This window comes from Hyphomonas atlantica corrig., assembly GCF_000682715.1.
GTDB lineage: Bacteria > Pseudomonadota > Alphaproteobacteria > Caulobacterales > Hyphomonadaceae > Hyphomonas > Hyphomonas atlantica.
The window spans coordinates 1-24,814 of record NZ_AWFH01000010.1 but is presented as its reverse complement, the minus strand read 5'-3'; the positions used below and the strand labels follow the sequence as shown (position 1 = coordinate 24,814).

General features: G+C 54.6%; 22 protein-coding genes and 1 pseudogene. 15 read left to right on the top strand and 8 right to left on the bottom strand.

Annotated features, from left to right (window positions below; translation table 11 throughout):
• Window positions 1-114 precede the first annotated feature (114 nt).
• Entirely contained in the window at window positions 115-2,223 is a 2,109-nt protein-coding gene (locus HY36_RS06950; protein WP_162175958.1) for a beta-glucosidase family protein, read from the top strand.
• An 84-nt stretch (window positions 2,224-2,307) separates the two neighbouring features.
• On the opposite strand, the gene HY36_RS06945 is transcribed toward HY36_RS06950, so the two are convergent.
• Window positions 2,308-3,504 carry a PucR family transcriptional regulator gene (locus tag HY36_RS06945; RefSeq protein WP_035550411.1) on the bottom strand — a complete coding sequence of 399 codons (1,197 nt, stop codon included), beginning with the start codon at window positions 3,502-3,504 and terminating at the stop codon, window positions 2,308-2,310.
• A gap of 85 nt (window positions 3,505-3,589) precedes the next feature.
• Here HY36_RS06945 and HY36_RS06940 point away from each other — a divergent pair, with 85 nt between their 5' ends.
• From HY36_RS06940 to HY36_RS06920, 5 genes are all read left to right on the top strand, one after another.
• Window positions 3,590-5,065, top strand: a complete 1,476-nt coding sequence (locus HY36_RS06940; protein ID WP_035550477.1) for a flavin-containing monooxygenase — start codon at window positions 3,590-3,592, stop codon at window positions 5,063-5,065.
• Window positions 5,066-5,110: 45 nt separating this feature from the next.
• Window positions 5,111-5,977, top strand: a complete 867-nt coding sequence (locus HY36_RS06935) for an SDR family NAD(P)-dependent oxidoreductase (protein ID WP_035550408.1) — start codon at window positions 5,111-5,113, stop codon at window positions 5,975-5,977.
• A gap of 104 nt (window positions 5,978-6,081) precedes the next feature.
• Window positions 6,082-6,516: a hotdog fold thioesterase gene (locus HY36_RS06930; protein ID WP_035550405.1), complete on the top strand. Its 435-nt coding sequence runs from the start codon at window positions 6,082-6,084 to the stop codon at window positions 6,514-6,516.
• Between the two features lie 271 nt (window positions 6,517-6,787).
• Window positions 6,788-7,363, top strand: coding sequence for a ComF family protein (locus tag HY36_RS06925; protein WP_035550402.1), 576 nt, complete (start codon window positions 6,788-6,790; stop codon window positions 7,361-7,363).
• Window positions 7,360-7,905: a hypothetical protein gene (locus HY36_RS06920; protein WP_199285768.1), complete on the top strand. Its 546-nt coding sequence runs from the start codon at window positions 7,360-7,362 to the stop codon at window positions 7,903-7,905. The genes HY36_RS06925 and HY36_RS06920 overlap by 4 nt, the downstream gene beginning before the upstream one ends.
• 1 nt (window position 7,906) lies before the next feature.
• Here the strand turns inward: HY36_RS06920 and HY36_RS17755 are convergent, their stop codons facing one another.
• Genes HY36_RS17755 through HY36_RS06905 form a run of 3 tightly spaced genes read right to left on the bottom strand, consistent with a single transcriptional unit; the run spans window position 7,907 to window position 9,488 of the window.
• Window positions 7,907-8,716 carry an ImmA/IrrE family metallo-endopeptidase gene (locus HY36_RS17755; protein ID WP_155841765.1) on the bottom strand — a complete coding sequence of 270 codons (810 nt, stop codon included), beginning with the start codon at window positions 8,714-8,716 and terminating at the stop codon, window positions 7,907-7,909.
• Window positions 8,713-9,147 (bottom strand): hypothetical protein, encoded by a 435-nt coding sequence (locus tag HY36_RS06910; RefSeq protein ID WP_035550400.1) that lies wholly within the window; start codon window positions 9,145-9,147, stop codon window positions 8,713-8,715. Before HY36_RS06910 ends, HY36_RS17755 begins: the two co-directional genes overlap by 4 nt.
• Window positions 9,144-9,488 carry a hypothetical protein gene (locus HY36_RS06905; RefSeq protein WP_155841763.1) on the bottom strand — a complete coding sequence of 115 codons (345 nt, stop codon included), beginning with the start codon at window positions 9,486-9,488 and terminating at the stop codon, window positions 9,144-9,146. The genes HY36_RS06910 and HY36_RS06905 overlap by 4 nt, the downstream gene beginning before the upstream one ends.
• A 153-nt stretch (window positions 9,489-9,641) precedes the next feature.
• On the opposite strand from HY36_RS06905, the gene HY36_RS06900 reads away from it, so the two are divergent.
• The 6 genes from HY36_RS06900 to hutC all read left to right on the top strand — a co-directional run bounded on the left by HY36_RS06900 (window position 9,642) and on the right by hutC (window position 16,971).
• Window positions 9,642-9,899: a hypothetical protein gene (locus tag HY36_RS06900; protein ID WP_155841761.1), complete on the top strand. Its 258-nt coding sequence runs from the start codon at window positions 9,642-9,644 to the stop codon at window positions 9,897-9,899.
• A complete protein-coding gene (locus tag HY36_RS06895; RefSeq protein WP_035550392.1) occupies window positions 9,896-10,318 on the top strand; it encodes an ion channel in 423 nt (140 codons plus the stop codon). The genes HY36_RS06900 and HY36_RS06895 overlap by 4 nt, the downstream gene beginning before the upstream one ends.
• A gap of 272 nt (window positions 10,319-10,590) precedes the next feature.
• Complete coding sequence (locus HY36_RS06890) at window positions 10,591-13,326, top strand: TonB-dependent receptor (RefSeq protein WP_035550389.1); 2,736 nt, start codon at window positions 10,591-10,593, stop codon at window positions 13,324-13,326.
• A 185-nt stretch (window positions 13,327-13,511) separates the two neighbouring features.
• The gene (locus tag HY36_RS06885) at window positions 13,512-14,228 is read left to right on the top strand and encodes a hypothetical protein (RefSeq protein WP_035550386.1); all 717 of its coding nucleotides are present in this window, start codon (window positions 13,512-13,514) and stop codon (window positions 14,226-14,228) included.
• The gene (nqrF, locus tag HY36_RS17750; RefSeq protein ID WP_051602582.1) at window positions 14,225-16,066 is read left to right on the top strand and encodes an NADH:ubiquinone reductase (Na(+)-transporting) subunit F; all 1,842 of its coding nucleotides are present in this window, start codon (window positions 14,225-14,227) and stop codon (window positions 16,064-16,066) included. The genes HY36_RS06885 and nqrF overlap by 4 nt, the downstream gene beginning before the upstream one ends.
• A 200-nt stretch (window positions 16,067-16,266) precedes the next feature.
• Entirely contained in the window at window positions 16,267-16,971 is a 705-nt protein-coding gene (gene hutC, locus HY36_RS06875; protein WP_035550382.1) for a histidine utilization repressor, read from the top strand.
• A 73-nt stretch (window positions 16,972-17,044) separates the two neighbouring features.
• Here hutC and hutU read toward each other — a convergent pair whose 3' ends face one another.
• From hutU to hutI, 4 genes are read right to left on the bottom strand one after another with little or no spacing between them, the layout of a single operon-like run.
• Entirely contained in the window at window positions 17,045-18,709 is a 1,665-nt protein-coding gene (gene hutU, locus HY36_RS06870) for a urocanate hydratase (RefSeq protein ID WP_035550380.1), read from the bottom strand.
• Complete coding sequence (hutG, locus tag HY36_RS06865) at window positions 18,703-19,506, bottom strand: N-formylglutamate deformylase (protein WP_035550378.1); 804 nt, start codon at window positions 19,504-19,506, stop codon at window positions 18,703-18,705. The genes hutU and hutG overlap by 7 nt, the downstream gene beginning before the upstream one ends.
• Window positions 19,503-21,041, bottom strand: coding sequence for a histidine ammonia-lyase (hutH, locus tag HY36_RS06860; protein WP_035550376.1), 1,539 nt, complete (start codon window positions 21,039-21,041; stop codon window positions 19,503-19,505). Before hutH ends, hutG begins: the two co-directional genes overlap by 4 nt.
• Window positions 21,038-22,234, bottom strand: coding sequence for an imidazolonepropionase (gene hutI, locus HY36_RS06855; RefSeq protein ID WP_035550373.1), 1,197 nt, complete (start codon window positions 22,232-22,234; stop codon window positions 21,038-21,040). Before hutI ends, hutH begins: the two co-directional genes overlap by 4 nt.
• Window positions 22,235-22,306: 72 nt before the next feature.
• Between hutI and HY36_RS06850 the strand changes: the two genes are divergently transcribed.
• The 3 genes and pseudogenes from HY36_RS06850 to HY36_RS06840 form a co-directional block, all read left to right on the top strand.
• Complete coding sequence (locus HY36_RS06850; RefSeq protein WP_035550371.1) at window positions 22,307-23,671, top strand: formimidoylglutamate deiminase; 1,365 nt, start codon at window positions 22,307-22,309, stop codon at window positions 23,669-23,671.
• Window positions 23,668-24,369 (top strand): UTRA domain-containing protein, encoded by a 702-nt coding sequence (locus tag HY36_RS06845; protein ID WP_035550368.1) that lies wholly within the window; start codon window positions 23,668-23,670, stop codon window positions 24,367-24,369. Before HY36_RS06850 ends, HY36_RS06845 begins: the two co-directional genes overlap by 4 nt.
• Window positions 24,370-24,509: 140 nt before the next feature.
• Window positions 24,510-24,814, top strand: a pseudogene (locus HY36_RS06840) (DUF305 domain-containing protein); the annotation flags it as partial.

Sequence of the window (24,814 nt, the reverse complement as noted above, 5' to 3'; positions counted from 1 at the left end):
GGCAGTCAAATCTCCAAAACTTGACGGAGTTTGCGTCCATACCGGATGCAAACTCCCTTTTTTCCGACACCCCATCTCCAGTTACGTCCTCCCACAAACATCAAGGAGCTTCCCTTGAGCGACACCCCCCCAAACTACGCCCCCCGGAAAGGCCTCAGCGAGGCTGAAATTCGGGAGATGGTTGAAGGCGTCATCAAGGACGCAACCCTCGAAGAAAAAGTCGCCATGATGTCTGGACGGGGATTCATGGAGTCCATGCAACGGACCAATAATCGCTGGGGCGCAGAACCTTACCAGGCAGGTGGCGGATGCGAACGGTTGGGCGCACCAGCCTTTTACTTCACAGATGGCCCTCGCGGCGTAGCCCGCGGCAATTCAACGTGTTTCCCCACAACGATGGCCCGCGGCGCAAGTTGGGACTGCAACCTGGAACAACGCATTGGCGAGGCAATGGGCAAGGAAATCCGCGCCCAGGATTGCAATCTTTCCGGCGCGGTGTGCATCAATCTGCTGCGCCATCCAGGATGGGGCCGCGCGCAGGAAACCTATGGGGAAGACCCTTATCATCTCGGTGAGATGGGGGCAGCATTGTCCACAGGCATCCAGACCCACAATGTCGCCGCAACGGTCAAACATTTCGCTGTAAATTCAATCGAGAATTCTCGTTTCAAGGTCGATGTAAAGGTCGATGACCGGACGTTGCGCGAAGTCTACTTGCCGCATTTCAAACGCGTACTCGACTCCGGCTGCGCAACTGTGATGAGTGCGTACAACAAGATGAATGGTGAGTATTGCGGCCAGAATCACGACCTGCTCACAAACATCCTGCGCGGTGAATGGGGTTTTGAAGGCTTCGTCCACTCAGACTGGATTTTCGGCGTGTACAAACCTTATGGAGCGGCTGCGGGGCTCGACGTAGAAAACCCGGAGCCGATCTATTTCGGGCAAAACCTCATCAAGTCTGTCAAGAAAGGCGCGGTCGCACCGAGTGTAATCGACACGGCCTGTCGGCGAATCCTGACCACTGCCTACAAACTTCTAGCGGCTGAAGATCCATTTGAAGCCTACACGATTGATATGGTGGCAAATGAGGAGCATGTAGCGCTCGCGCGAGAAGCAGCTGAAAAATCCGCTGTGCTTCTGACCAATAATGGCGTCCTGCCTCTCAGGAAATCCAGCAACGTCTCGGTTTTCGGTAGCTTGGCGACAATCGCCAATACGGGGGATCACGGTTCCTCCACGGTCAGGCCGCCTCATGTGGTTACGCCCCTTCAAGGTCTTTCCACATATGTCGGACGCAACCTGACTTTGGCTGGCGACGAAACCGATCTCGAACAAGCTGCCGCCGCAGCGCGGGATGCCGAGATCGCAATCGTCATTGTCGGCACCACCGCAGATGACGAAGGCGAGTACATTCCAGGAAATCTAAGCACGCAATCCGAGACATCTGAAGAAAAGTCCGCCGAAAACGCCGGACCTCTCGGGAGCGGTAAGGATCGCGGTGGAGACCGGCGCAAACTACGCCTGCCCGACCATCAGCAAGCGCTTGTTGACACGGTCACCGAGAATAACCCGAACACAATCGTCGTGCTTGTTTGCGGATCGGCAATCATTTGTGATTGGGCCGATAAGGCGGGAGCCATCTTGCAAACTTTCTATGCGGGTATGGAAGGCGGCACTGCCCTGGCAAACCTCCTCTATGGCGAAGTAAATCCCTCCGGAAAGCTGCCCTTCTCGGTTGCGTATTCAGAAGCCGATTACCCGTTCTTTGATCCAGATGCTGATGAGATCGAATACGGCCCACTCCACGGATATACGCTTCTTGAGAGCACGGAAACCGAGCCGATGTTCTGGTTCGGCCATGGCCTGTCGTACACACAGTTCAGCTACCGCGCCCTGAAGGCTCGCACTACGGCGGAAGGGATCGATGCCGAAGTCACGTTGGTCAACACGGGCGACACCGCCGGAACAGAAATTTCTCAGCTCTACATCGGCTTCCCGGGGGATCTGGTGTATCGCCCGAACAAATTGTTGCGCGGCTTTGAACGTACTACCCTTGCCCTCGGGGCACGAAAGACAATCCGTTTCCACGTGCCGCTGGAACAGTTGAAATACTATGATACCAGCACCGGCACTTGGCGGATCGAACCGGGCACGCACACGATCCATGTCGGCGGAACCAGCGATCCGGCAGCTCTGCTGAATGCCAGCGTGACGATATGATTTCGAGGGCTAGCCTGAGAACGTGGCTCAACGGGTGGGCTTGCTCCACTGCTGATCGACATTGATCCTTCCTGACCGCCAATCCTACGGCCGCCAAAGCAAGCCTTCGAGCGCGACAGCGATGTTCATACGGTTGCCGTCTCCCAAGGCCTGAGGAAGCAAATCATTCACCCGGTCCAATTGCCGATTGAGCGTATTTCGGTGAATGCCAAGCTGGTCGGCCGTATACGCCGCATTACAGCCCTGTTTCAGATATGTGAGGAGGTTGCGCTTCAAATCCTCCGGCGCCCTGAGCAAGTCTCCGAGGACATCAGACGCAAACCGCTGGAACGCGCCATCATCCGGGATCAAGACTGTTTGAAGCCTGACCAGATCATGGTCCGCAACGCGTCGCCCATTCCGCGCCCCCGCGAGAATATTGCGCACAATGCGCGCAGAGTTTGCACTTTCCAGAAACCCGGCAAACCCCTGCCCCAAACGTCCGATCGCCACCATTACGCCGTCCGGACACTCTGACTCCAATTCAGCAGCCTGGATCTGCTTGTCAAAGCAAAGAAATATGGAGCTTTCGCCCTCCTCAACGCGCAGCCCCGGCGCGTGCCCCAGAACCTGTACTATCTGATCTGTCGCGCGGTTTACCAGGGCGCTATCAGGCTGCACATCCATCGCCCAAATTCGAACAACTGTGTGGCTGCGATCAAAACGATACCCCAGCCTTTGACCAGCGGAAAACGGATCCCCCAATTTCCCGCTCAATACCTGTTGCAGCACTTCTCGCTGTAAAGCCGGCGCCCCTTTCGCGAGTTCAGCCCGTTCTGCATCGATGAATCTCGAGAGGATCGCTAAAGCCGCATCAGTATAGTCACCAATGCTGCGCGCCGAACGATCCAGAACGGCCTGAAGCTCGTGTTTGTCAGATGTCAGGTCAAAGACGATCCGCATCCAGCGGCGCCAGGTGATATTCTGCGCAACCCGATACCCGTTCAGCGAAATATCAAGTTCTCCCTTGCGCACTTGCTCGCGAATGATGGCGTACAATTCCGAAGAGATAACCGGTGTGATCGGCCCGTTCGGATCTGACAGAATGGAATTGGCCCAGTGCATTACGCCAATCAGGTTTTCTCGCCGGATGACGCTTTCAACGAAGGGCAAATTGTCCGACTCGATAGCGGTGACCACGGCCTTGCCCACCTCATCGCGCCAGGATTGCGGCGCCTTCAGCACACGCTCTGCGCCTTGTCGCAATAGCTCGTCCACGCGCCCATCGAAACTGTTCATCATGCACTCACTATACCCCGAAAAGGTATGATGTGCACATCCCATTCCACACAGAACTAATAGATCGTGTGGTCTGATGGAGGCCTCTATGCCAATTGAAACCGATCCCGCTTTCTCTGTTGAACCGATTGATGTGCTGATCATCGGCGCTGGTATCTCTGGAATTGGCTGCGCGTGCTACCTGCAGCGTGAACTACCCGGCAAGAGCTGGGAAATTGTGGAAGCGCGTGAGACGTTTGGCGGGACCTGGGACTTGTTCAAATATCCAGGCATCCGCTCGGACTCCGATCTCTACACCTTCTCCTACGACTTCAAACCCTGGACCAGTCCGAACGCCCTCGCATCGGCCGAGGAGATCATGTCCTATCTCAAGGAAGCCGCCGAAGAGCACAACGTGCTGGAGCGGATCTCCTATAATCGGAAAGTCGTCAGCGCGTCGTGGGAAAGTGATGAAGCGTTGTGGACAGTCACAATCGAAAATAGCCAGACCGGCGCGCGCGAGACCCGCAAATGCCGCTGGCTTTTCGGCGCGACCGGTTACTATGACTATGACGAAGGCTTCCGACCAGCGTTCGAGGATGAGGATGCCTTTCACGGCCCGAAGATCCACCCTCAATTCTGGCCTGAAGACTTCGACTATTCCGGAAAGCGCGTTGCCATAATCGGAAGTGGAGCCACCGCGGTCACGCTGGTGCCCTCCATGACAGACAGGGCTGCACACGTCGTTCAGGTCCAACGCACCCCGACCTATATCATGCCGCGCCCCAAACAGGACAAGGTCGCGCTTTGGTTAAAAAAATGGTTGCCGCCCAAGGTCGCCTATGGGCTGACCCGTTGGAAAAACACGCGCGTACAGCGCTGGTTCTATCTGTACTGCCAGAAATTCCCTAACCGCGCGCGACGGCTGATCCGTAAGCTGAACCGCCAACATCTGCCAGCCGACTATCCCGTAGATGTGCATTTCAAGCCACCTTACAATCCGTGGGACCAAAGGCTCTGCGCTGTTCCAGATGCCGACTTCTTCAAGGATATTTCTGCCGGGCGGGCATCTATCGTGACCGGTCATATTGAACGGTTTACACCTGCCGGAATTCAGATGAAGTCGAGCGAACATGTAGATGCAGATGCGATCATCATTGCGACCGGCCTGAAGCTAAAGATGATGGGCGGCATCGACTTCACCGTAGACGGAAAACCGGTCGACGTATCTGATCACCTGGTTTTCAAAGGCCTGATGCTCGACGGTATCCCAAACTACAGTTTCGCGATCGGCTACACCAATTCCTCCTGGACTTTAAAAGTTGGGCTGGTGTGCGGCTATCTCTGCAAACTGCTGAAGGAAATGGATCGCCAGGGCAAAACAGTCTGCATTCCTCGACGCCCTGAAGGGGAGATCGTTACACGGCCCTTGATGGATTTTGGCGCCGGCTACGTCAAACGCGCGGTCGCTTCAATGCCGAAACAGGGAGATGATTATCCGTGGGAGATGTCGTCTGACTACACGACAGATATTGCCCTGTTCAAACGGGGCAAGGTTATCGACCCGGCCCTGGAGCTTTTCTAGCCATTCCAACCGCCAATCCAGCTCAAGACATTCAGGATACGTCAGATGATCAAGAAATATGCAGGCAAGACTTGCGTCGTCACCGGTGCCGGCAGTGGTATCGGTCGGGAGTTGGCCCTCGCACTGGCACGCGCCGGCGCTCGTCTGGCAATTTCGGACATTGACCCTGTCGGCCTCGATGAAACCCAACAGATGCTGCACGCAGAGGGCGTGCAACTGCACAGTCAAATTCTGGACGTGTCCGACAGCGCTGCGATCTATGCCTACCCCGATGCCATTCTCAGCAAGTTTGGCGCAATCCACCAACTTTACAACAATGCCGGAATATCCGGTGGCGGACGTTCCATAGCCGACACGCCTTTGGAAACCATCCAGAAAGTCATCGACATCAACCTGATGGGGGTTCTGCACGCCTCGCGCGCCTTCATGCCCCACCTGGAAAGCAGCGGTTCAGGGATTCTCGTCAATATCTCCAGTCTGAATGGCCTCGTCGCACAGCCGAACGTCGCCATCTATTGCACGACCAAGTTTGCAGTCCGTGGCCTTACAGAAGCCATCCGGACGGACGCCCTGTTTTCCGGCGCGAATCTGCAGGTGGTCGTGGTCCACCCTGGCGGCGTCAAAACCAACATCGCCAAAGCGAAGGAAGCAGATCTCGCAAAGATGACGCCAGAAGAACGCGAGCAGGCTTTGAAAGTGCTGTCGGTCTACGAAAAGAAATTCCTGACTTATCCAGCGGATGCCGCGGCGATGGATATCCTCAACGGCGTTGCCAAGGGCAAGTGCCGTATCATTGTCACGCCGCAGGCCAAGCATTTGGACCGGCTCGCACGTCTACTGCCCGCATCCTATCCGAAGATCATTTCCAACGCGACGAAACGCATTCAACGCAAGCTCACTTCCAAAGCCTGAATTCACGGCACCCCTCCAACCTGCTTGCCTTTGGGGCATCGGCGACGCGCCTGAATCTGTTTGCTAAGTCTGCTTCGAAAGCATCAAGTTTCGGAGCATCACACATGTCGATCTGGAAGAATGGGGTCCCGCAACCGCAAGCCCTCACACATTACGAGTCACCTACCCTGGTTGAACACCTCGGGATTGAAGTCATTGACGCAACAGAAAATTCGCTGACTGCCAGGATGCCTGTCGATGGCCGCACGGTTCAGCCTCACGGCCGCCTGCATGGTGGCGCGTCAGTGGCCCTGGCAGAAACCGTTGGCTCTATTGCGTCCAACCTCACGCTTGATTCCAGTGAACAGGTCGGTGTCGGTCTTGAAATCAATGCCAACCATATCCGCCCGGTCATGAGCGGATACGTGTATGCGAAGGCAACCCCAGAGGCGCTGGGCCGAACAACTCAGATCTGGTCTATCCGCATCGTGGATGAGGACGGTCGACTGGTCTGTATTTCGCGATTTACCGTAGCGGTCATCCCGGCCAAACGCGCCTGAACAGGCACCAAAGGAAAAGCCCCCGAAATCCGCGAGGATATCAGGGGCTTGTTGGGTGCGGGAGGGCGCACCCAACAAAAGAGTAAGCTAGTAATTCCTTTTATTACAAGGCATTAAAACTTTCGAAGACGTCGGGCGAATTGGCCAACTGCGTTCTACGGCAGTAATAACGCATGTTCGTTCGAGTTTCGCTTCGGCGACACTTAAAGACAAGCTCTGCCGAGTCAGCCTAAGGTCGCCGACCAACATAGAAGTGGGGGATTCCTTCCCGATGGTAGAAAGCATTGAAGGTAATTGGGCGGTCGGCAAGGCATTCGATATCCATACTGTTTCCAGCGAGTATCTCGGCGTGGATGCGGGAGGGCGAGACCGCTACGACACAAAGCGGAGTGAAATGGGGCAGCTTGTATATGAACTGAAATACGCCCAGAATCGGGGGGCTGTTGCGAGAATTGTGGAATTGCTTGATCAGATAAAGGGAATAGAGGGATTCGACGCCCTGGTTCCGATACCTGCAACAAACAAGAAGCGCGCCTATCAGCCGGTCCAGCTGATAACTGCCGAAATTGGAAAAAGGAGAAAAGTGAGCGTTCTTGACGATCTGCTCTTAAATTCCGGTGATGAGGAGCTCAAAGGAATAACTGATCCGGTCGCTCGGTTGGACCTACTTCGGAAAGCTCTATCTCTTCACAAAGGAGAGAGAGTGAAAGGAAAGCAAATTTTACTCGTTGATGATCTCTTCCGGTCAGGTTCGACGTTGAACGTGGCGACTGATATACTGCTTACCGAAGGAGGCGCAGCACGCGTATGTGTTTTGACGATGACAAAAACGCGAAGCAATCGATGAGCACGGTGTTCCTTTCGGGATCTCGAAACATAAGTCGTCTCAACGACCAGATTCGAGAGCGTCTGCAGAATATGATGCGCAAGGAATTGAAGATCGTGGTCGGTGATGCCAATGGCGCTGACAAAGCCATGCAATCATACTTGGCCGACCAGCACTACTTGTTTGTCACTGTCTTTTGCTCGGCCGGCAAATGCCGGAACAATATTGGCTCTTGGCCGGTAGAAGCGGTTGACGTTGACCCAAAATTGAAAGGCAGAGCGTTCTATACGGTCAAGGACAAGGCCATGGCGGAGGCAGCAGAGTATGGCTTCATCTTATGGGACGGCGAATCGAAAGGATCGATTTCGAATGCCGAAACCCTGCTGGAAGCTGGAAAAAAAGTCGCGCTGTACTACGCTCCTTCCAAGGGCTTTGTTCATCTCAAGGCGCCTCAGGACCTCAAACCTCTATTGAGCGATCGTCCTGCGTCGAAACCAAATTCAAAATCGCGCAGAGCCTACCCGGATGGCCAAGGTACTCTGCCACTCGGCAAAGCATCCTAGTTTACCACGCACTTCTGCGCTCAGCGAGCTCGATCAGGCGGCTCCTGACTGGCACCACCAGCACCATGACACTCCGCCCAACTGGATCATCGCTTGCTCCAGTGCGCACAGCATGGGCAAAGACCTCCTCATCCTGAAGGTCGTTGCCATTGAAGTAAGTGCTGGCCGGTTCTCGCCGTGCGTCGCGCGCTTCAGTGCATCGCTCGAAAAGGAGACCCAGTACGTCCGAGTTCGCGCCCACCTCCCTGGCAGGGATCAACGTTGAGGGCCAGTTCCTCGATTTTCGGAACCAGTTTCGGCCATTTGGTCCGTAGCAAATCAAGATTGAGTAGACTGGATCTGTACCGACGAAGCGAAGCGCGGTAGCTGTGCGGCTTATCCGGAACTCTGATGCTAATTCGCTGATCGAGCGAAACGAAGGACGATCATAAGACTTGGCTCTAGGCTCAAACATGTATCTCGGCATAAGCAGTCCAGCTGAATAAGTATCAGCCTGCCACTCCTTCGCCGAACCAGCGTCCCGGGTCGAGCCGATGACTTCTTTGGAGCAGTGCAGATTCTGGTTCTTGTGGCACTGCCAGTGTCCAATTTCATGCCCGAGCGAGAAGCGGGCACGTTCGGCGCCTCCCCGGTCATCAATTGTAATGATTGCCCTATCCCTGATACCCATGATTTGCGCTTCACAGCCATCCAGCGGGCGATAACGGACCCTCGCATTGAGCAACCACGCTAACGCCTCCAGATCGATCTGCTCCGGCGTGACAATACCGTAGCGCTGCATAAGGAGTTCAGGACGCTGAAAGGTAGTCACTTTTTGCTTTCATCATTCAGATCTATATTAAGCTCCCCAAGCAGCTCCAAAACATCTTCGAGCTGCGCCAATGCATCCCTGTCCGACAGCTCTGAACCATCCGCGTTTCTTGCCGCGATCGTTAGTTCGCTCAGTTCTGCTTGAACCCGGTGCAAGAAAGCGCGCGCCTCGTCTGGCGTTTGAGACCGGCTGCGCGCCTCTCGCTTTCGTCGATCCTCCAAGAGTTCAACGCGCGCCTTCTTGAGCTCAACAAAACCCGCATGCCCTTTCGCCGCAATTAATGCACGGCCAAACATGGATTTGCCATCGCCAGTCTTGTGACCCAGAGATTCCAGTTCTTGCTGAATCTCCGCATTGGTCATACCGAGAATGTCGTCGAGCATGGCGTCATCAAGACGGTCGAGCTCGGCGCGCTTTTTAGAATCGGTCATGATCCTCTCCGACCTTCGAATTCATTTATCTTGCGGCGAATCCTTCGCCTGATGGTGGCGAGCTGGCCCTTTGTGACGCCTGTCTGAGAGCAAAGCTCTTCACCCGACAGCCCTTCAAACATGCCCAGCAAAACCAGCATGGTTTCGTCATCTTCGAATTGCTCACACAGCCAGGCATGAAATTCGGCGTCATGCTCCTTACGGCAGATAGTGTCTTCAATACCTGCCCGACCATCGCTCACAGTATCTGCGAACAAGCCGAGATCGGCGGGCGTTTCAGCATATCCGGCATCCTCACGACGGGCGCGCTTTCGCACTTCTGAACTTGCAATGCTCTTCATGACACCGCCGAGAAAGGCAACAATGTCGACATCCGGAGGCCTCTCGCGATCTCCACAAAGCACCCTTGTAAGTGCTTCCTGCAGGAGATCCTCAGGACTGAGATGCGCCCGCGTCGCGAAGTATTTCGCAATCACAAGGAGGCGGTCACCCTGATGAAGGCTGACTTCCTCAATCTCGTCTTTACGGTCTTCTTCGGACCGCTTTCGTGCATCCTCGTGACAGCTTTGGTGCTGGATGCAGTGGCGCTTGGCGCATTTCTGATCCTGAAATGGCAGGCCGATCCAACGATCATTCTTATCGCAATTGGAGGCATGACAACCGTGTTCGCCTTCGAACGATTCTTCCTTCGTCACTTGCGGAACCAAAGCTCCGATCAAAGCACTTTCCACGATCACATGGATCCGTCATGACCGGGTCCATTCTCATCGGCGTTCTCATTTTCTGCCTCGCAAGCACGGTCCATTATTTTGCGCTGACCCGGCTGTATGGCGTAATCACGGCGCGATTGAAGCCGGGATATTGGGCTATGCTGGCCGGTATTTGCGGCGCAGGCGCTGCGCACCTTATCGAAGCCATGCTTTACGCATTGGGCTTTGCGGTGATGGACTCAACTGGGCTGGGCGGATTCAAGGGAGGCGACAGCGATAGTTTCATGGACATCTTCTATTTTTCTCTGGTCAATTACACTTCGCTCGGCCTTGGTGACATCTACCCCACGGGACATTCGAGATTTCTAGCTGGGCTGGAATCCCTGAATGGCTTTCTGCTCATCTCCTGCTCAGCCTCGCTCGTCTTTTTTCTGATGCACAAGAGTTTCAAGAGGGACTAATGCGAATGAACGCCAGAACCCATTGCGCGTCAGTGAATTCATCACAGACAGCATGTAAGCATTACTCACGACCAAACCAAATCCCCTCATAGTATATGCGCTGGATCCCAACTGCCTGCCGAGCAGGCATTCCGCACACAAAACGATCACCCGACCAATTCATGAAGGTATTTTTAATATTTAATTGATCGCCAACCTCCAAGCTGTCTATACAGGTATGTATTAATCGTGTGACGTAACCCTATAGCCACCAGAAACAAGGAGACGGCCCCATGAACCATCTGAAGAACAACATATTGAAGAGTGCAGCGATCTTTCCGCTAGCGGCATGCCTGGCAGCAGCTACTGCGGTCGCCCAGGACGCACCGGCTACTGACGACACTCAGGTTCAGGAAACCGTTACGGTCACAGGTAGCCGGATCAAGCGCACAGATTTGACCAGTGTGGGACCCGTCACAGTTCTGGATAGCCTTGAAATTGAACAATCAGGCATCACAAATCTCGAAACGCTGCTTCAACGCCTCCCCTCCTCTGCTGGGTTTGGTGGAAATTCGACCAGTGCATATTGGGTCTCCAATGGTTGGGGTACGCCGCAGATCAACCTGAGGGGCCTCGGCGTGAACCGCACGCTCGTGCTTCTGAATGGCCGCCGGATCGTATATGGCGGCACAGGCGCTAACAGTGCCGTAGACCTGTCCATGATCCCGATGTCGCTGGTGTCGCGCATCGAAGTTCTCAAGGACGGGGCTTCGGCAACATATGGAGCTGATGCAGTCGCAGGCGTGATCAACCTGATCACCAAAGAAAGCTATGACGGTTTCGAGCTGTCCGCAAAGTACGGAATGACCGACGAAGGCGATGGCGAAGAGTTGCTCCTGGACCTGAACTGGGGAGCCTCCAGCGACAAAGCCGACGTCATGTTCAATGTAAGCTACCAAGACAATGGGGCCGCACCGCTATGGGACGAAAGTCGCGCTCCATGTCCGGGAACCCCTACACCGAACGGCTTTGTTTGTGATGGTCTAAGCTCCTCAACGATTGGCGGCCGCGGTACGCTTCCAGCGGGCTATGTCATGCCGGACGGGACCGTCCTCACTGGCCCCACTCGGGTCAACTTCAACCAGGTGCCGGGAGGCGATGGAGATTCATTCCAAATCTATGACGGCGTGCGAGATGGCTTCAACTACAACCGGTACTTTAACGCCTCGAACCCCTTGGAACGCCTCAGCTTTGCAACGTTTGGCACCTATCACCTGACTGACACGACAGATCTGTTTGCCGAGCTCCTCTACACAAAACGTTGGTCTACCCAGCCCGCCTCTCCTGCGACACTCGTAGATATCGCGTTCGACGCCAATCACCCGAGAAACCCAACGGGTGTGGACTTTGTTCTAGAACGCCGCAGACTACTCGAAAACGGTGCCCGTACATTTGAGCAGGAGACGGACACGTTCCGGATTGTAACAGGCCTACGCGGCTCTCTCGGCGACACGTGGAGTTACGAAGCGTCCTTGAATTGGGGCAGAAACACAGGCTCGGACTCAATCCTCAACAATATCAATACCGGTCGCCTTTCTCAAACACTCGACACAACGGTGTGCGGCTCAAACGGTATTCCTTGCGCCGACTTGTTTGGCTATGGTGATGTCACGCCGGAGGTGCTGGACTACATCGTCTTCACTGAAACCGGGCTTGGTGGCAACGAGCAGAAAGCCCTAAGCGCCAGCGTGAGCGGTGATCTGTTTGCGCTCCCAGCCGGAACAGTTGGCGCAGCGTTCGGTGCGGAGTGGCGCGAAGACAAGGGCTGGCGAAACCCTGACTCCCTCGCTGTCGCAGGCTTGGCATTAGGTAACCAGCAAGACCCGATTTCCGGATCGACAACTGCCAAGGAAGTCTTCGCTGAAGTGAGCGTGCCTGTTTTGAAGGACAGGCCATTTGTGCAGTCCCTCGATCTGGATGGCGCAGTCCGTTATTCGGATTATGACCTGTTTGGAAGCGATACGAACTACAAAGCTGGCATCAACTGGCGGGTCAACGACGCGATCAAACTTCGCGGAACATTTGCCACCGCATTCAGAATCCCCAATGTGCCTGAGCTTTTTGGCGGTGTGTCGGAAGGCAACCTCACAACGGTCGATCCATGCTCCGGCTGGGCAAGTCTTTCACCGTCAAGCAATGTTTCCCAAAACTGTCAGGCTGCGGGGGTTCCTGTCAATTACGTGCAGCTCGGGAACACCATCCTAACTGATGCGGGCGGAAACCCTGATCTGGAGCCTGAGTCTTCAGAATCCTTCACCATCGGCACAGTGTTGCAACCGCTTGAAGGCCTGTCGGTCACACTCGACTACTTCGATATCGAGATTGACAACGCGATCCGGACCACACCGGGCTCGACCAAGCTTGCCCTTTGCTATGAGTCCCCAAATCTTTCACATCAGTTCTGCGGCCCGGAACATCATACGAGAAACCCGCTCAACGGCGATGTGAACTACCTTTCGACGCAGAACGCCAATACAGGTAGCGAAACAATGAAGGGGCTCGACATCGGCGTTGTTTACGATTTCGACAAGTTCGGACTGGCTCACTCAATCGATTTCAACGCGACGTATCTGTCGGAGTACGAAACCGTCGCGTTTGCAGGCGATCAGCCCACGGTTATCAACGGCTACATTGGCGGTGGCAACGGCGGCTACCCTGAGTGGCGAGCTCTCGGTTCCTGGACCACCACTGCTGATAGATGGTCAGGGACATATTCCGTACAGATGATCGGCGAAGGCGATGATTTCTTCGCGACTTCCGGACCGGGCTCTAATATCCCGGCGCAATTCTACCACAATGCGCAGTTCAGCTACGATGTGTCGGAGGAATTGCGGTTTACACTTGGTATCGACAATATCTTCCAGAATGACCCTCCTTTTGTGGCGAGCTGGACAGACGGCAATACTGACACAATGACGTACGATCTGCTGGGGCGTCGCGGATACGTCCGGCTGACATATCGGCGGTAATTGCCAGAAGCCTGCAGACGCCACAAGACGTCTGCAGGCTTTCGGTTACCCTCTTTGTGTCCGTTGAGCTAACCAAATGCTCAATGCAAACATTCGTCAGATCTATAGTCCGGATAAGGACATAGTTCATGAGCGTATCGCCGTGTAGTGCGAGCAGCCAAGGTACAAAAGGATCAGGATGATCGATGAGCAAGAAGATCGCATTCAAGCTGCGCCAATGGCACAAATGGCTCTCTTTGGCCATCGGAGGACAAGTGCTGCTCTGGTTAGCGTCCGGGGTTTACATGGTGGTTGTCGATCTCGATTTCATACATGGTGATCACCTTGTAACGAACATGACAGAGATCATTGAGGCAGACGACGAGCCTGCAGTCACATTCGCGGAAATCGTTTCAGAATATCCCGACGCCACAAGCATCACACTAGCGAACTGGGTCGGCCGGCCCGTCTACAGAGTCACGTCTGATGAAGGTCTGAAACTTGTTGATGCTGGTTCTGGGGTGGTCCTGTCGCCGATTCAGGAGTCTGACGCAATCGCCGTCGCACGCTTCCACTATACCCGGGACAATGAAGTCCGGTCTGCAACTCTACTTGAGGATAAGGCGGACGCGCCCAGCGAAATCCAGTCGCGCCCCCTTCCATTGTGGAGAATCGACTTCGACGACCCTGGTTCCACAGCATTCTATGTGTCACCCAGTGATGGCTCGCTCGTGACGCGTCGTCATACATACTGGCGGTTGTTCGACTTTGCATGGATGCTCCACATCATGGACTATGAAGAGCGTGCTGATGTGAACAATCCATTGCTTCGTATTGCAGCAGGCCTCGGTCTTTTGCTTTCCCTGGTGGGTATGTGCCTCCTCTTCTTCAGCTTCAGGCGCCGGGGGCAGATTGCATCATGATCCTCATTCGAAAAGCTCATAAATGGATTGCGCTCCTCCTTGGCATTCAGCTGGCGCTCTGGATGTTGAGCGGCCTTGGAATGGCTCTTCTTCCGCATGATAAAGTGGCGGGTGCGCACCGTCAGTCTGCGCCGGAAGATCCCCTCCCGCTCGCCAGATTGGCACCCGACCCCGTGGTAATGCCAACTCTTCCGCAAGGGACGGATGTCCGCCAAATCACACTACAGCCGTTGTACGGTATGCTTGTCTACCGCATCGAAACTGAGGATGGCGTGATTTTAAGCGATGCGGTTACAGGAGCGCCGATCGGCATTGGAGAAGACCTGGCTATAGCTATCGCCAAAAGTGATTACTCCGGGCCAGGCACTGTCAAAAAAGCAGAATACCTTAGCGAGAGCACGCTGGAGACACGCAACCATTCCGACCCCACCTGGCGGATCGACTTCTCCGATGCTGAAGCTACCGCGATCTATGTGTCAGCTGCGACGGGTGAGATTCTTGAACGGCGCAACAATTACTGGCGGGCCTTTGATGTATTCTGGATGCTCCACATCATGGACTATCAGAACCGCACGGATTTCAATCACCCGCTGATCGTCATTGCGGCCCTTATTGTACTCTGGCTGGGCGTTAGCGGCATCGCACTTTGGTGGGATAGTTTCCGGGCCAGAGATTTCAATCTGACGCGCCGATGGCTTCATCGGAACCACAGCATACCATTATCACTCGTCGATAGCGAAGGAACTGCGCTGAAGAAGGTTGAGACACGACCGCTTCGCTCGCTTTTTTCCACGATGGAGAATCTGGGATATCCCCTGCCTTCAACCTGCGGAGGGGGAGGCACTTGCGGGCTATGCCGGGTCAAGGTCAGTTCAGACTGGCCAATTGTTCCAGCTGACCGCCGCCAAATTCCAGAGACGGAACTAGAAGCTGGCTATCGACTTGCTTGTCAACATACGATCGAGGCACCCGTCACAGTTACCCTCCCACATGGCCTTCTAGATGCTGCCGAGCTGGACGGCCGCGTCGTTTCAGCGACTTTTCTGACACCGGATATGTACGAACTTCGCCTTGTCTTGCCGTCACCACTGGATTTTCGAGCTGGAAGCTATTTGCAGGTCGAAGTTCCGCCATTCGAGTCACACCTCGACAAGTTGCCGTTGCCGCCGACAGTGAAATCGCAGTGGGAAGCATCCGGCACTGACCGGACATTCGGAACTGATCAAAACGTCTACCGCACCTACTCACTGGCGAATGCGCCGGGCGAATTTGGCAATGAAATCATTCTCAACATTCGTCTAGCGCTTGCAAAACCAGATAAGGCGGGCGTTCCAGTCGGTCTCGGGTCTGCTTATCTCACCAGCCTGAATCGGGGCGACAAAGTTCGTCTTCGAGGCCCGTTCGGGGACTTTCGTGTCGATGAAGAAGCCGAAGAACTCGTTTTCATCGCAGGTGGTGCGGGGATCGCACCTATTCGCTCCATGATTATCGACCAACTGCGGAGAAAAAAGACATCCCGCCCCATTTCATTTTGGTATGGCGTGAGAACGCCTGATCATGTCGTCTACAAAGAGGATTTCAAGTCACTCGGGGACTTACATCAAAATTTCTCATGGCACGTGGCCATTTCCGACCTCTCCGAACACCTGGACTGGACCGGACACCGCGGGATGATCCATGAAACCCTCCGAGACCAGTTTCTCGCACGACACCCTGATCTCGGAAGCTGCAGTTTTTATATATGCGGGCCACCGGCAATGCTGAAAGCCACGCTTGCGCTTCTCGAATCTTTTGAGGTTTCGAAAGACAGGATCGCGTTCGATGATTTTGGTTCATAAATCTTTCCTACGCCCAGATCTCAGGGAATAGCGTTGCTTTCTGAATTGGCCCCCTAGCCGAACATGTATTCCGATTGTGAGTATTCCTTTCAGTCCGGTTTGGTTTAGGGTGGCCTAATCCGACACAGGTTTTTTCCTTGATTACCCGATAAACCAATTCACTTGTACTCGAATTTGAACAAATTGAGGATGCTCCTTCCTTGCCTGCTCCGCTCTATGTAAAAATAAAACAACATATCACGGGTCTGATTGAATCGGGAGATCTCAAGCCGAATGACCGTATTCCGTCGGAAACGGATCTGGCGGCAGAATTTAATGTTGCGCGGATGACTGTCCATCGCGCCATAAAGGAACTTAAAGATTCAGGCGTGGTCATGCGTATAGCGGGGGTCGGCACATTTGTTGCCGAAACTCAATCCCGGGGACAGCTGATCGCGATCAACAATATTGCAGACGAAATCCGGAGTCGGCGCAGCACCTACTCAGCAATAATGGTTCAAAATTCGCTTGAAAGTGCCTCCCGCGCCGTAGCGAGGCAGCTGGAGATCGAGGCTGGTGCCCCCGTTTATCATTCAATTGTCGTTCATCAGGAAAATGGTGTCCCACTACAATTGGAAGAGCGCTTCGTTCCGAAAGCTGTTCTCCCGGGGTATGGTGCAATAGATTTCTCATGCAGCACGCCTAACGAGTATCTGATGGAGCATGCTCCCCTGCAGAAGTTCGAGCACCGCGTGCGTTCAATTATGCCTGACGCCGAGGCAAGACGACTGTTAAAAATTAACAAGTCAGAACCTTGTTTGTTGCTCCTCCGTCGGACGTGGAGTCGCAGGCAAGTTGTTTCCTTCGCGAGCATGGTTCACCCCGGCTCGCGCTACGAGTTCCTCGACAGTCACCTCACATCTTGAGAAAGGCTCAAGAGTTTGCAACACTGATTGCGGCGTCGGCCAGTCGGTGTCCGAAATCACTACTTATACCCCTTTAAAGGATGGCCGGCAGATTGAGCCCGCTGTCGCGCGCGCATTCCAAGGCAATATCGTACCCTGCATCAGCATGCCGCATTACGCCTGTCGCTGGGTCATTCCACAGCACCCGCTCCAGGCGACGATCTGCTTCAACGCTTCCATCACAGCAAATGACCATGCCAGAGTGTTGCGAAAAACCCATACCGACTCCTCCCCCATGGTGCAGGGACACCCAGGTCGCCCCGGACGCGGTATTGAGCAATGCATTCAGCAATGGCCAGTCCGATACCGCATCAGAACCATCCCGCATCGATTCTGTTTCGCGGTTGGGCGATGCGACGGAACCGGAATCAAGGTGATCACGACCGATCACGACAGGGGCAGAAAGTTCCCCTGTGCGAACCATCTCGTTGAAAGCGAGACCGAGTTTATGACGGACACCAAGACCCACCCAGCAAATTCTCGCAGGCAACCCTTGAAATGCAATCCGTTCTTTGGCCATGTCGAGCCAGTTATGCAGATGCGGGTCATCGACGAGTTCTTTGACTTTCGCATCCGTCTTGTAGATGTCTTCCGGATCTCCAGAAAGTGCGCACCAACGAAAGGGCCCTATTCCCCGACAGAAGAGCGGACGAATATAGGCTGGAACGAATCCAGGAAACGCAAAAGCGTCATCGAACCCCTGCTCCAGTGCGACCTGGCGAATGTTGTTGCCATAATCCAGTGTCGGGACTCCATCCTTCCAGAAGTCTACCATGGACCGCACATGGACTTCCATACTGGCGCGAGCAGCTGCCTCGACAGCTTTGGGATCGGTAGTCTGTCGCTCTCTCCACTCGGCAACACTCCATCCCTTCGGAAGGTATCCATGCAATGGATCATGCGCACTGGTCTGATCAGTTAGAATATCTGGTCGCACACCCTTCCGATAGATCTCGGGAAGAACTTCTGCCGCATTGCCGATAAGCGCGACAGACTTTGCCTCTCCTTTGGCCGTCCAGTCTGCGATCATTCCCAAAGCTTCGTCAAGAGATTCAGCTTTTGCGTCGACATAGCCAGTGCGCATCCGGAAATCGACGCGCGTTTCATCGCATTCAACTGCCAGGCAGCACGCGCCGGCCATGACTGCAGCGAGCGGCTGAGCTGCGCCCATACCGCCAAGTCCGCCCGTCAGAATCCAGCGCCCTTTCAAGTCGCCCTGGTAATGCTGACGGCCGACTTCCATGAAAGTTTCATACGTGCCCTGAACAATTCCCTGTGAGCCGATATAGATCCATGACCCCGCAGTCATCTGACCGTACATGGCCAGACCCTTGCGATCGAGTTCATTGAAGTGATCCCAGTTCGCCCAATGAGGGACAAGATTTGAATTGGCGATCAGGACACGCGGAGCGTCGGCATGTGTTCGAAACACACCTACCGGTTTGCCGGATTGAACCAGAAGAGTTTCGTCTTCCTCCAGTTGCTTCAAGCTGTCCACAATCTTGTCAAAGTCAGCCCACGAGCGCGCCGCCCGCCCAATACCGCCGTAAACGACAAGCTCGTGAGGGTTCTCGGCGACATCCGGATGAAGATTATTCATCAGCATACGCATCGGCGCCTCCGTCAACCAGCTTTTCGCAGTAATCTGATTGCCAGTAGGGGGATAGATGTCTCTTTGGTTATGTCGGGGATTCATAATGTCTTGCTTTCCAGAGTAGTTATCTCGGCGATAATGGCGTCGAGGATCGATCGCAGATGGCCGCGGAGGGTATTCGACTTTTCAATGTCGTAGTTAAACGGTTCGCTCTCGGTAGACAGGTATGCCGATTGAGCCAGCTCCATCTGGATCGCGTGAATACCATTGTCCGGGCAGCCATAGTGTCGGGTGGTCCAGCCTCCCCGGAAGCGGCCATCACGTACTGTGGTTAAGCCTTGGGCTTTGTGACACACTTCTTCAACGGCATCGGCGATTCTGACATCGCAGGACAGCCCGGAATTTGTACCGATATTGAAGTCCGGCAGACGACCTTGAAAAAGGTATGGGGCCGAAGAACGTATGGAGTGGCAATCGTAGAGCACAGCGATTCCATGCAACTCCCGAACGCGGTGAATTTCGTGCGCCAACGCTGCGTGATAAGGAGCGTGCCAAGCAGTTCGTCGCGCGTCTATCTCATCGCTAAGAGGTTCGCTCTCCCAAATGGGCAACCCGTCAAAGTCCGTCGTCGGCACCAGCCCTGTCGTGTTCAGCCCCGGGTAAAGACTCTCGGAATCAGGAGATCGGTTCGCGTCAATAACGTAGCGGTTGAAGTTTGCCTTCACAGTTGTCGCTTCAGGGAATATGCCATCATACAGGCGATCAACATGCCAATCTGTGTCAGCGAGCCTTTGCCCCCGAGCATTCAGTGCGTTGAAAATTTCAGGCGGCACATAGGTTCCGCTATGAGGCAGCCCCAGGATAAGGGGTGACTGCCCTCTTGAGACAGCAACCGGATTCACAACGCGATCTCACTGAGGTCAGCCGGCAGGCCCGCCGCTTCAGAGAGTACGCCGCTTCGAACCAAACGCCCGGCATGCTCGAGGTCGGGAGCCATAAATCTATCGTTCCCGAGCGGCGCAATATCCTTGCGTAGCGTCTGGATGGCGCGCGCCAGAGCAGGACTTGTCCGCAATGGTGCTCGATATTCAACGCCCTGAGCCCCGCAGAGAAATTCGACTGCAAGGATCATGCTGAGATTTTGGTTCATACGTGCCAACCGACGGGCGCCATGCGCCGCCATTGAAACATGGTCTTCCTGATTTGCCGATGTCGGTGTGGAGTCAGTGGAGCACGGATTGGCAAGATGCTTGTTCTCGCTCATCAATGCCGCAGTCGTGACCTCAGCGATCATCATGCCGGAATTCAAACCCGGAGAGCTTGCTAAGAAAGGGGGAAGGTCAAACGACAATGTCGGGTCAACCATTACCGCGATACGTCGTTGAGCGATTGCCCCAATTTCTGCAATCGCCAGCGCGATCAGATCAGCTGCGAAAGCCACAGGTTCGGCATGAAAATTTCCCCCCGACACAATTTCCTCGCGCTCTACGAGCACCAGGGGATTATCGGAGACAGCATTTGCTTCTATTTCGAGTACATTGCCCGCCTGAACGAGAAGATCCAACGCGGCGCCCGCAACCTGTGGCTGACATCGGATGCAGTAAGGATCCTGCACCCGCACGTCATCCTGCCTGTGGCTTTCTCGTATCTCGGAGCCACACATGATAGTACGCATTGCAGCAGCTACGCGTATCTGTCCGGGATGACCACGCAACTCATGAATTTCCGCTAATAGCGGCGCAGTTGACCCCATTACCGCATCCGTAGACAATGAAGCAGATACGAGCGCCTGAACGAGATTCCTGTTTGCGTCGAATAGGCCTGCAAGGGCACACGCTGTCGAAAACTGGGTCCCGTTGATCAGACCGAGCCCCTCCTTGGGGCCTAATTGAACCGGCATCAATCCAGCCGATTCCAATCCTTCCCGCGCATTAACGCGTCGACCACGGTAATAAACTTCACCCGCGCCGATCATTGCCGCTGCCATATGGGCCAGGGGCGCGAGATCACCACTCGCCCCTACCGACCCTTGGGCGGGCACGACCGGCACGACATCCCGCTCTAGCATATCTTCTATAAGACTGATCACGCTCCATCGAACGCCCGATGCGCCTCGTCCAAGCGAGAGCAGCTTGAGCGTCATCATCAATCGCGTTGTCGGAATATCCAGCGTCTCTCCCACACCGCAGCAATGCGACAGCACAAGGTTGGTCTGCAGTGCTTGCGTGTCCTCCGGCGCTATCTTGATCGAAGCAAGCTTACCGAATCCGGTGTTAACGCCATAGATCGCCTCGCGTCCCTCGGAATGTCGAGCGACGATCTCGGCAGCACGGTCTACGCCATCCCTCGCCGATTCCGACAGTCTGACGGGGTGATCGTTTCTCCAGATGTTCTCTAGAATTTTCAGCGAGGTACGCCCCGGCTCCAGGACAATCATGCGATTTCTCCTTCGAAGATCCGCATATGCAGAGGCGTTGAGCCGATCAGGTAAGACAATTTTGCCGGGTGTCCGACATCCCATACAGCAAGGTCGGCATAATTGCCGGCACGGATGCACCCCACATCGTCGAGACCTAGCGCCTTCGCACCGTTCATAGTCGCACCCGCCAGCGCCTCCGCAGGCGTCAGCCCGAACAGTGTGCACGCCATATTCATACAGAGAAGCATCGAAGTCAGCGGCGAAGACCCGGGATTGCAGTCAGTCGCGAGAGCCATATCCACGCCCCTGTTCCTGAATAGCGCAATCGGAGGCAGCTTCGTCTCCCGAAGAAAATAGAAGGCGCCCGGAAGCAACACAGCCACTGTGCCGGCTTGAGCCATGGCGTCGATATCGGACTTTGAGGAGTACTCGAGATGATCGCAAGAAAGCGCGCGGTACGCGGTTGCCGCCTGTGTCCCGCCTATTCGCGACAGTTGCTCTGCGTGCAGCTTGACCGGCAGATTTAGCTGCGATGCCTTCTCGAATACGGTCCGAATTTGGTCTGCTGAGAATGCAATATTCTCGCAGAACCCATCTACCGCATCCACAAGTCCTTCGGCGTGGGCCTGCTCCAAGGCTGGCAGACATACATCCTGCAGATACATATCAGCCTTCCCTGCATACTCTGCAGGGACGGCGTGGGCGCCGAGAAACGTAGCTTTTATTCTGACCGGCCGTTGACGAGCTATCTCTCGAGCTACCCGCAACATCTTGAGTTCAGTGTCGATATCGAGTCCATAACCCGACTTGATCTCTAAAGTTGTTACCCCACCAGCCAACGACTCATCTACACGGCTTAGAGCACTCGCGAGCAATTCATCTGAACTCGCCCTACGCGTGTCGCGCACGGTCGAGATGATCCCACCTCCCGCTTTCGCAATTTCTTCATAGGTCGCCCCCTGCTGGCGAGACTCGAATTCGCTCGCTCGATCTCCGCCATGAACGATGTGCGTATGACAGTCGACGAGGCCCGGAGTTACCAGCCGCCCGTCAAGGTCAAGCGCCTCTTGGTCTCTCGCCTCGTCAGGCATTCGGTCGTGGTACCCTGCCCACAGTATCCGTCCGCCACGAATCCAAATCGCCCCATCCTGTATGAGGCCATAAGCATCACTGCCGTCGAGTGTGGCGAGATTGGCGTTGATAAGAAGCATGATAGCGAGTTGCGTTGTGACGAAGACAGGCTTAATATGTCTACACATATTCGAGAGTCAAGGAAAGACCGAATGGCTATTGTCTGGGCCGGATCCGCGTTACTGAAAGATGGCTGGTTCGAAGCAGTCCGCATCGCCATCGACGCAAATGGGCTCATTGAATCTGTAACGCCTGATACGCCACCCGAAGGCATCAGAAGGGGCGTGGTTCTGCCTTCGCCGACAAACGTGCATTCCCATAGTTTCCAGCGCTCAATGGCGGGGCTAACCGAGCGACGCGGACCGGATCCGTCCGATTCGTTCTGGACTTGGCGTCAACTGATGTATCGGTTTCTGGACCAACTGACCCCAGACGACGTTGAAGCGATTGCTGCCTTCGTTCAGATGGAAATGTTGGAAGCAGGGTACTCAACAAATGTCGAATTCCACTATCTTCATCACCAATCGGATGGTCGTCCGTATGCGGCCGTCTCTGAAATGAGCGACAGAATTGTCGCAGCCGCGCAAACGACCGGCATCGGACTGACGCTGCTACCCGTCCTTTATCAATACGCAGGTTGCGACAAGCGTCCTCTGGGCCGAGGTCAAATCCGATTTGGCAACAGCCTTGATGATTTTCAGAGATTGTTCGAGTCCGCAACCCACAGCGTCAGCCAGCTTCCGCCGGACAGCCGTATTGGCGTGGCTCCGCATAGTCTGCGTGCCGTGTCTCCAGATGACATTGTCAAGATCGAGCAAATGGCAGCGGGCGGGCCTGTACACATGCATCTGGCAGAGCAGATGGCTGAGGTGAATGAAGTGGTTGCTTCCCATGGCATGAAGCCGGTTCGCCTTTTTCTTGAATCTTGCATGAGACCGGCAGATTGGTGTGTCATTCACTGCACCCAAATGGATGCTGATGAAACTCGCTCCCTTGCAGCAAGCGGAGCTGTGGCGGGACTTTGCCCCATCACAGAGGCCAGCCTTGGGGACGGTATATTCAATGCCAGCGACTGGATGGCGGCGGGCGGTTCGATCGGCATCGGCTCAGATTCAAATGTTCGCATTTCTCTTTCCGAGGAATTGCGCATGCTCGAGTATTCGCAGCGATTGCGTGATCATTCCCGCGCGGCTCTTGCCTCTCAGCACAAATCTACGGGTCGGAGATTATTCGAAGCCATCAATGCTGGTGGGGCGCGTGCGGCGGGACGAAATAGTGGAAGGATTGCACCAGGCTACGTGGCTGATCTGGTCGCGCTGGATTCGAACAATATCTGTCTGGCAAATCGCAAGGGAGATTCACTCCTCGACAGTTACATTTTTTCGGGAAGCGACAGTTTGGTGGCGGACGTTTGGTCCTCAGGACGACATCTGGTCGTTGAGGGCCGCCATATTCACCATGCGTCAATTGAGCAGCAATACCGGAAAGTGATGCAGAACCTAAAGGATGTGTTGTGACGGATGAGAAGCAGAAGAGCTGGCAGTCAGTCAAGGAGGAGGCGCTTGCTCGAATTCACTCTCGTCGCTGGAAACCCGGCCAGCTGATTCCATTCGAGGCTGACCTGGCCGAGGAATTTGGCTGTTCACGTTCGACAGTCAATCGAGCCCTGCGGGCCCTCGCAGATGAAGGCCTGCTTGATCGGCGCCGAAAAGCAGGGACGCGTGTACCGCTATATCCTGCGCGAAAAGCCACTTTGTCCGTCCCAGTCATCAGGGAAGACATTATCGCGAAGGGATATGACTACTCCTATTCTCTTGTAAGTCTTGAGGCAGAAGTGCCGCCAACAGATGTCGCGGTACGACTGGGCTGGACAGCCGCCAGACAAGGCCTACACATCGTCGGTCTGCATTTCGCGAATACAAGTCCGTATGTAATTGAGGATAGATGGATCGATCAAAATCTTGCTGACAGCTCAGATGTGGAAGCATTCAGCAATCTGAGCCCTAATGAATGGCTTGTTACACATGTGCCATTCACCGCTGGGACTATCGCCTTTTCATCACTCAACGCAGATACCCAAACAGCGCGACTACTCGATTGCCCGTCCGGCGCCGCACTTTTCGTTATTGAACGGACGACCCGCAATAATCGTCGGTCGATAACAACGGTTCGATTAATTTTTGCTCCTGGCTACCAGATCGAAACATCGATCTGATACAACAGCGCATACTGGTTTTATTACAGAAGTCAGTCCGTGAGTCGTTGTGCCAACTTCAAATGGTGGACGGAACTTTTAGGTCTCCACGCCGTTGGTCGGTTCCCATACCCCACCATAGTATTAGGAGGACGCAATTTATGGAGAACAAGAGCAATTACTGGAAGTTCGGTGCCATGATCGGCACGTCGATGATTGTGATGTTCGGACTGATGTATCTCAACACCTACGCCTTCGAGCACGTTCGGTGGAGTGAAACGCGTTTCTACATGACCTTCATCATGGGTGCCGCCATGGCCGTCGTCATGTTGAGCTTCATGTTAAACATGTACAAGGACAGCCGGATCAACCTCGCAATCTTCGGCGGCTCTGCACTCGTTTTCTTACTGGCGCTGTGGCTGGTACGCAGTCAAACTGGTCTGCCTCCCGAAAAGTGGTCCGTTAT

Bases quoted from the DNA above. Each gene is read 5' to 3' on its own strand.
- HY36_RS06945 (WP_035550411.1), bottom strand. From the start codon at position 3,504: ATGATGAACAGTTTCGATGGGCGCGTGGACGAGCTATTGCGACAAGGC.
- HY36_RS06940 (WP_035550477.1), top strand. From the start codon at position 3,590: ATGCCAATTGAAACCGATCCCGCTTTCTCTGTTGAACCGATTGATGTG.
- HY36_RS06935 (WP_035550408.1), top strand. From the start codon at position 5,111: ATGATCAAGAAATATGCAGGCAAGACTTGCGTCGTCACCGGTGCCGGC.
- HY36_RS06930 (WP_035550405.1), top strand. From the start codon at position 6,082: ATGTCGATCTGGAAGAATGGGGTCCCGCAACCGCAAGCCCTCACACAT.
- HY36_RS06925 (WP_035550402.1), top strand. From the start codon at position 6,788: ATGGTAGAAAGCATTGAAGGTAATTGGGCGGTCGGCAAGGCATTCGAT.
- HY36_RS06920 (WP_199285768.1), top strand. From the start codon at position 7,360: ATGAGCACGGTGTTCCTTTCGGGATCTCGAAACATAAGTCGTCTCAAC.
- HY36_RS06910 (WP_035550400.1), bottom strand. From the start codon at position 9,147: ATGACCGATTCTAAAAAGCGCGCCGAGCTCGACCGTCTTGATGACGCC.
- HY36_RS06905 (WP_155841763.1), bottom strand. From the start codon at position 9,488: ATGAAGAGCATTGCAAGTTCAGAAGTGCGAAAGCGCGCCCGTCGTGAG.
- HY36_RS06900 (WP_155841761.1), top strand. From the start codon at position 9,642: ATGAAGGCTGACTTCCTCAATCTCGTCTTTACGGTCTTCTTCGGACCG.
- HY36_RS06895 (WP_035550392.1), top strand. From the start codon at position 9,896: ATGACCGGGTCCATTCTCATCGGCGTTCTCATTTTCTGCCTCGCAAGC.
- HY36_RS06890 (WP_035550389.1), top strand. From the start codon at position 10,591: ATGAACCATCTGAAGAACAACATATTGAAGAGTGCAGCGATCTTTCCG.
- HY36_RS06885 (WP_035550386.1), top strand. From the start codon at position 13,512: ATGAGCAAGAAGATCGCATTCAAGCTGCGCCAATGGCACAAATGGCTC.
- nqrF (WP_051602582.1), top strand. From the start codon at position 14,225: ATGATCCTCATTCGAAAAGCTCATAAATGGATTGCGCTCCTCCTTGGC.
- hutH (WP_035550376.1), bottom strand. From the start codon at position 21,041: ATGATTGTCCTGGAGCCGGGGCGTACCTCGCTGAAAATTCTAGAGAAC.
- hutI (WP_035550373.1), bottom strand. From the start codon at position 22,234: ATGCTTCTTATCAACGCCAATCTCGCCACACTCGACGGCAGTGATGCT.
- HY36_RS06850 (WP_035550371.1), top strand. From the start codon at position 22,307: ATGGCTATTGTCTGGGCCGGATCCGCGTTACTGAAAGATGGCTGGTTC.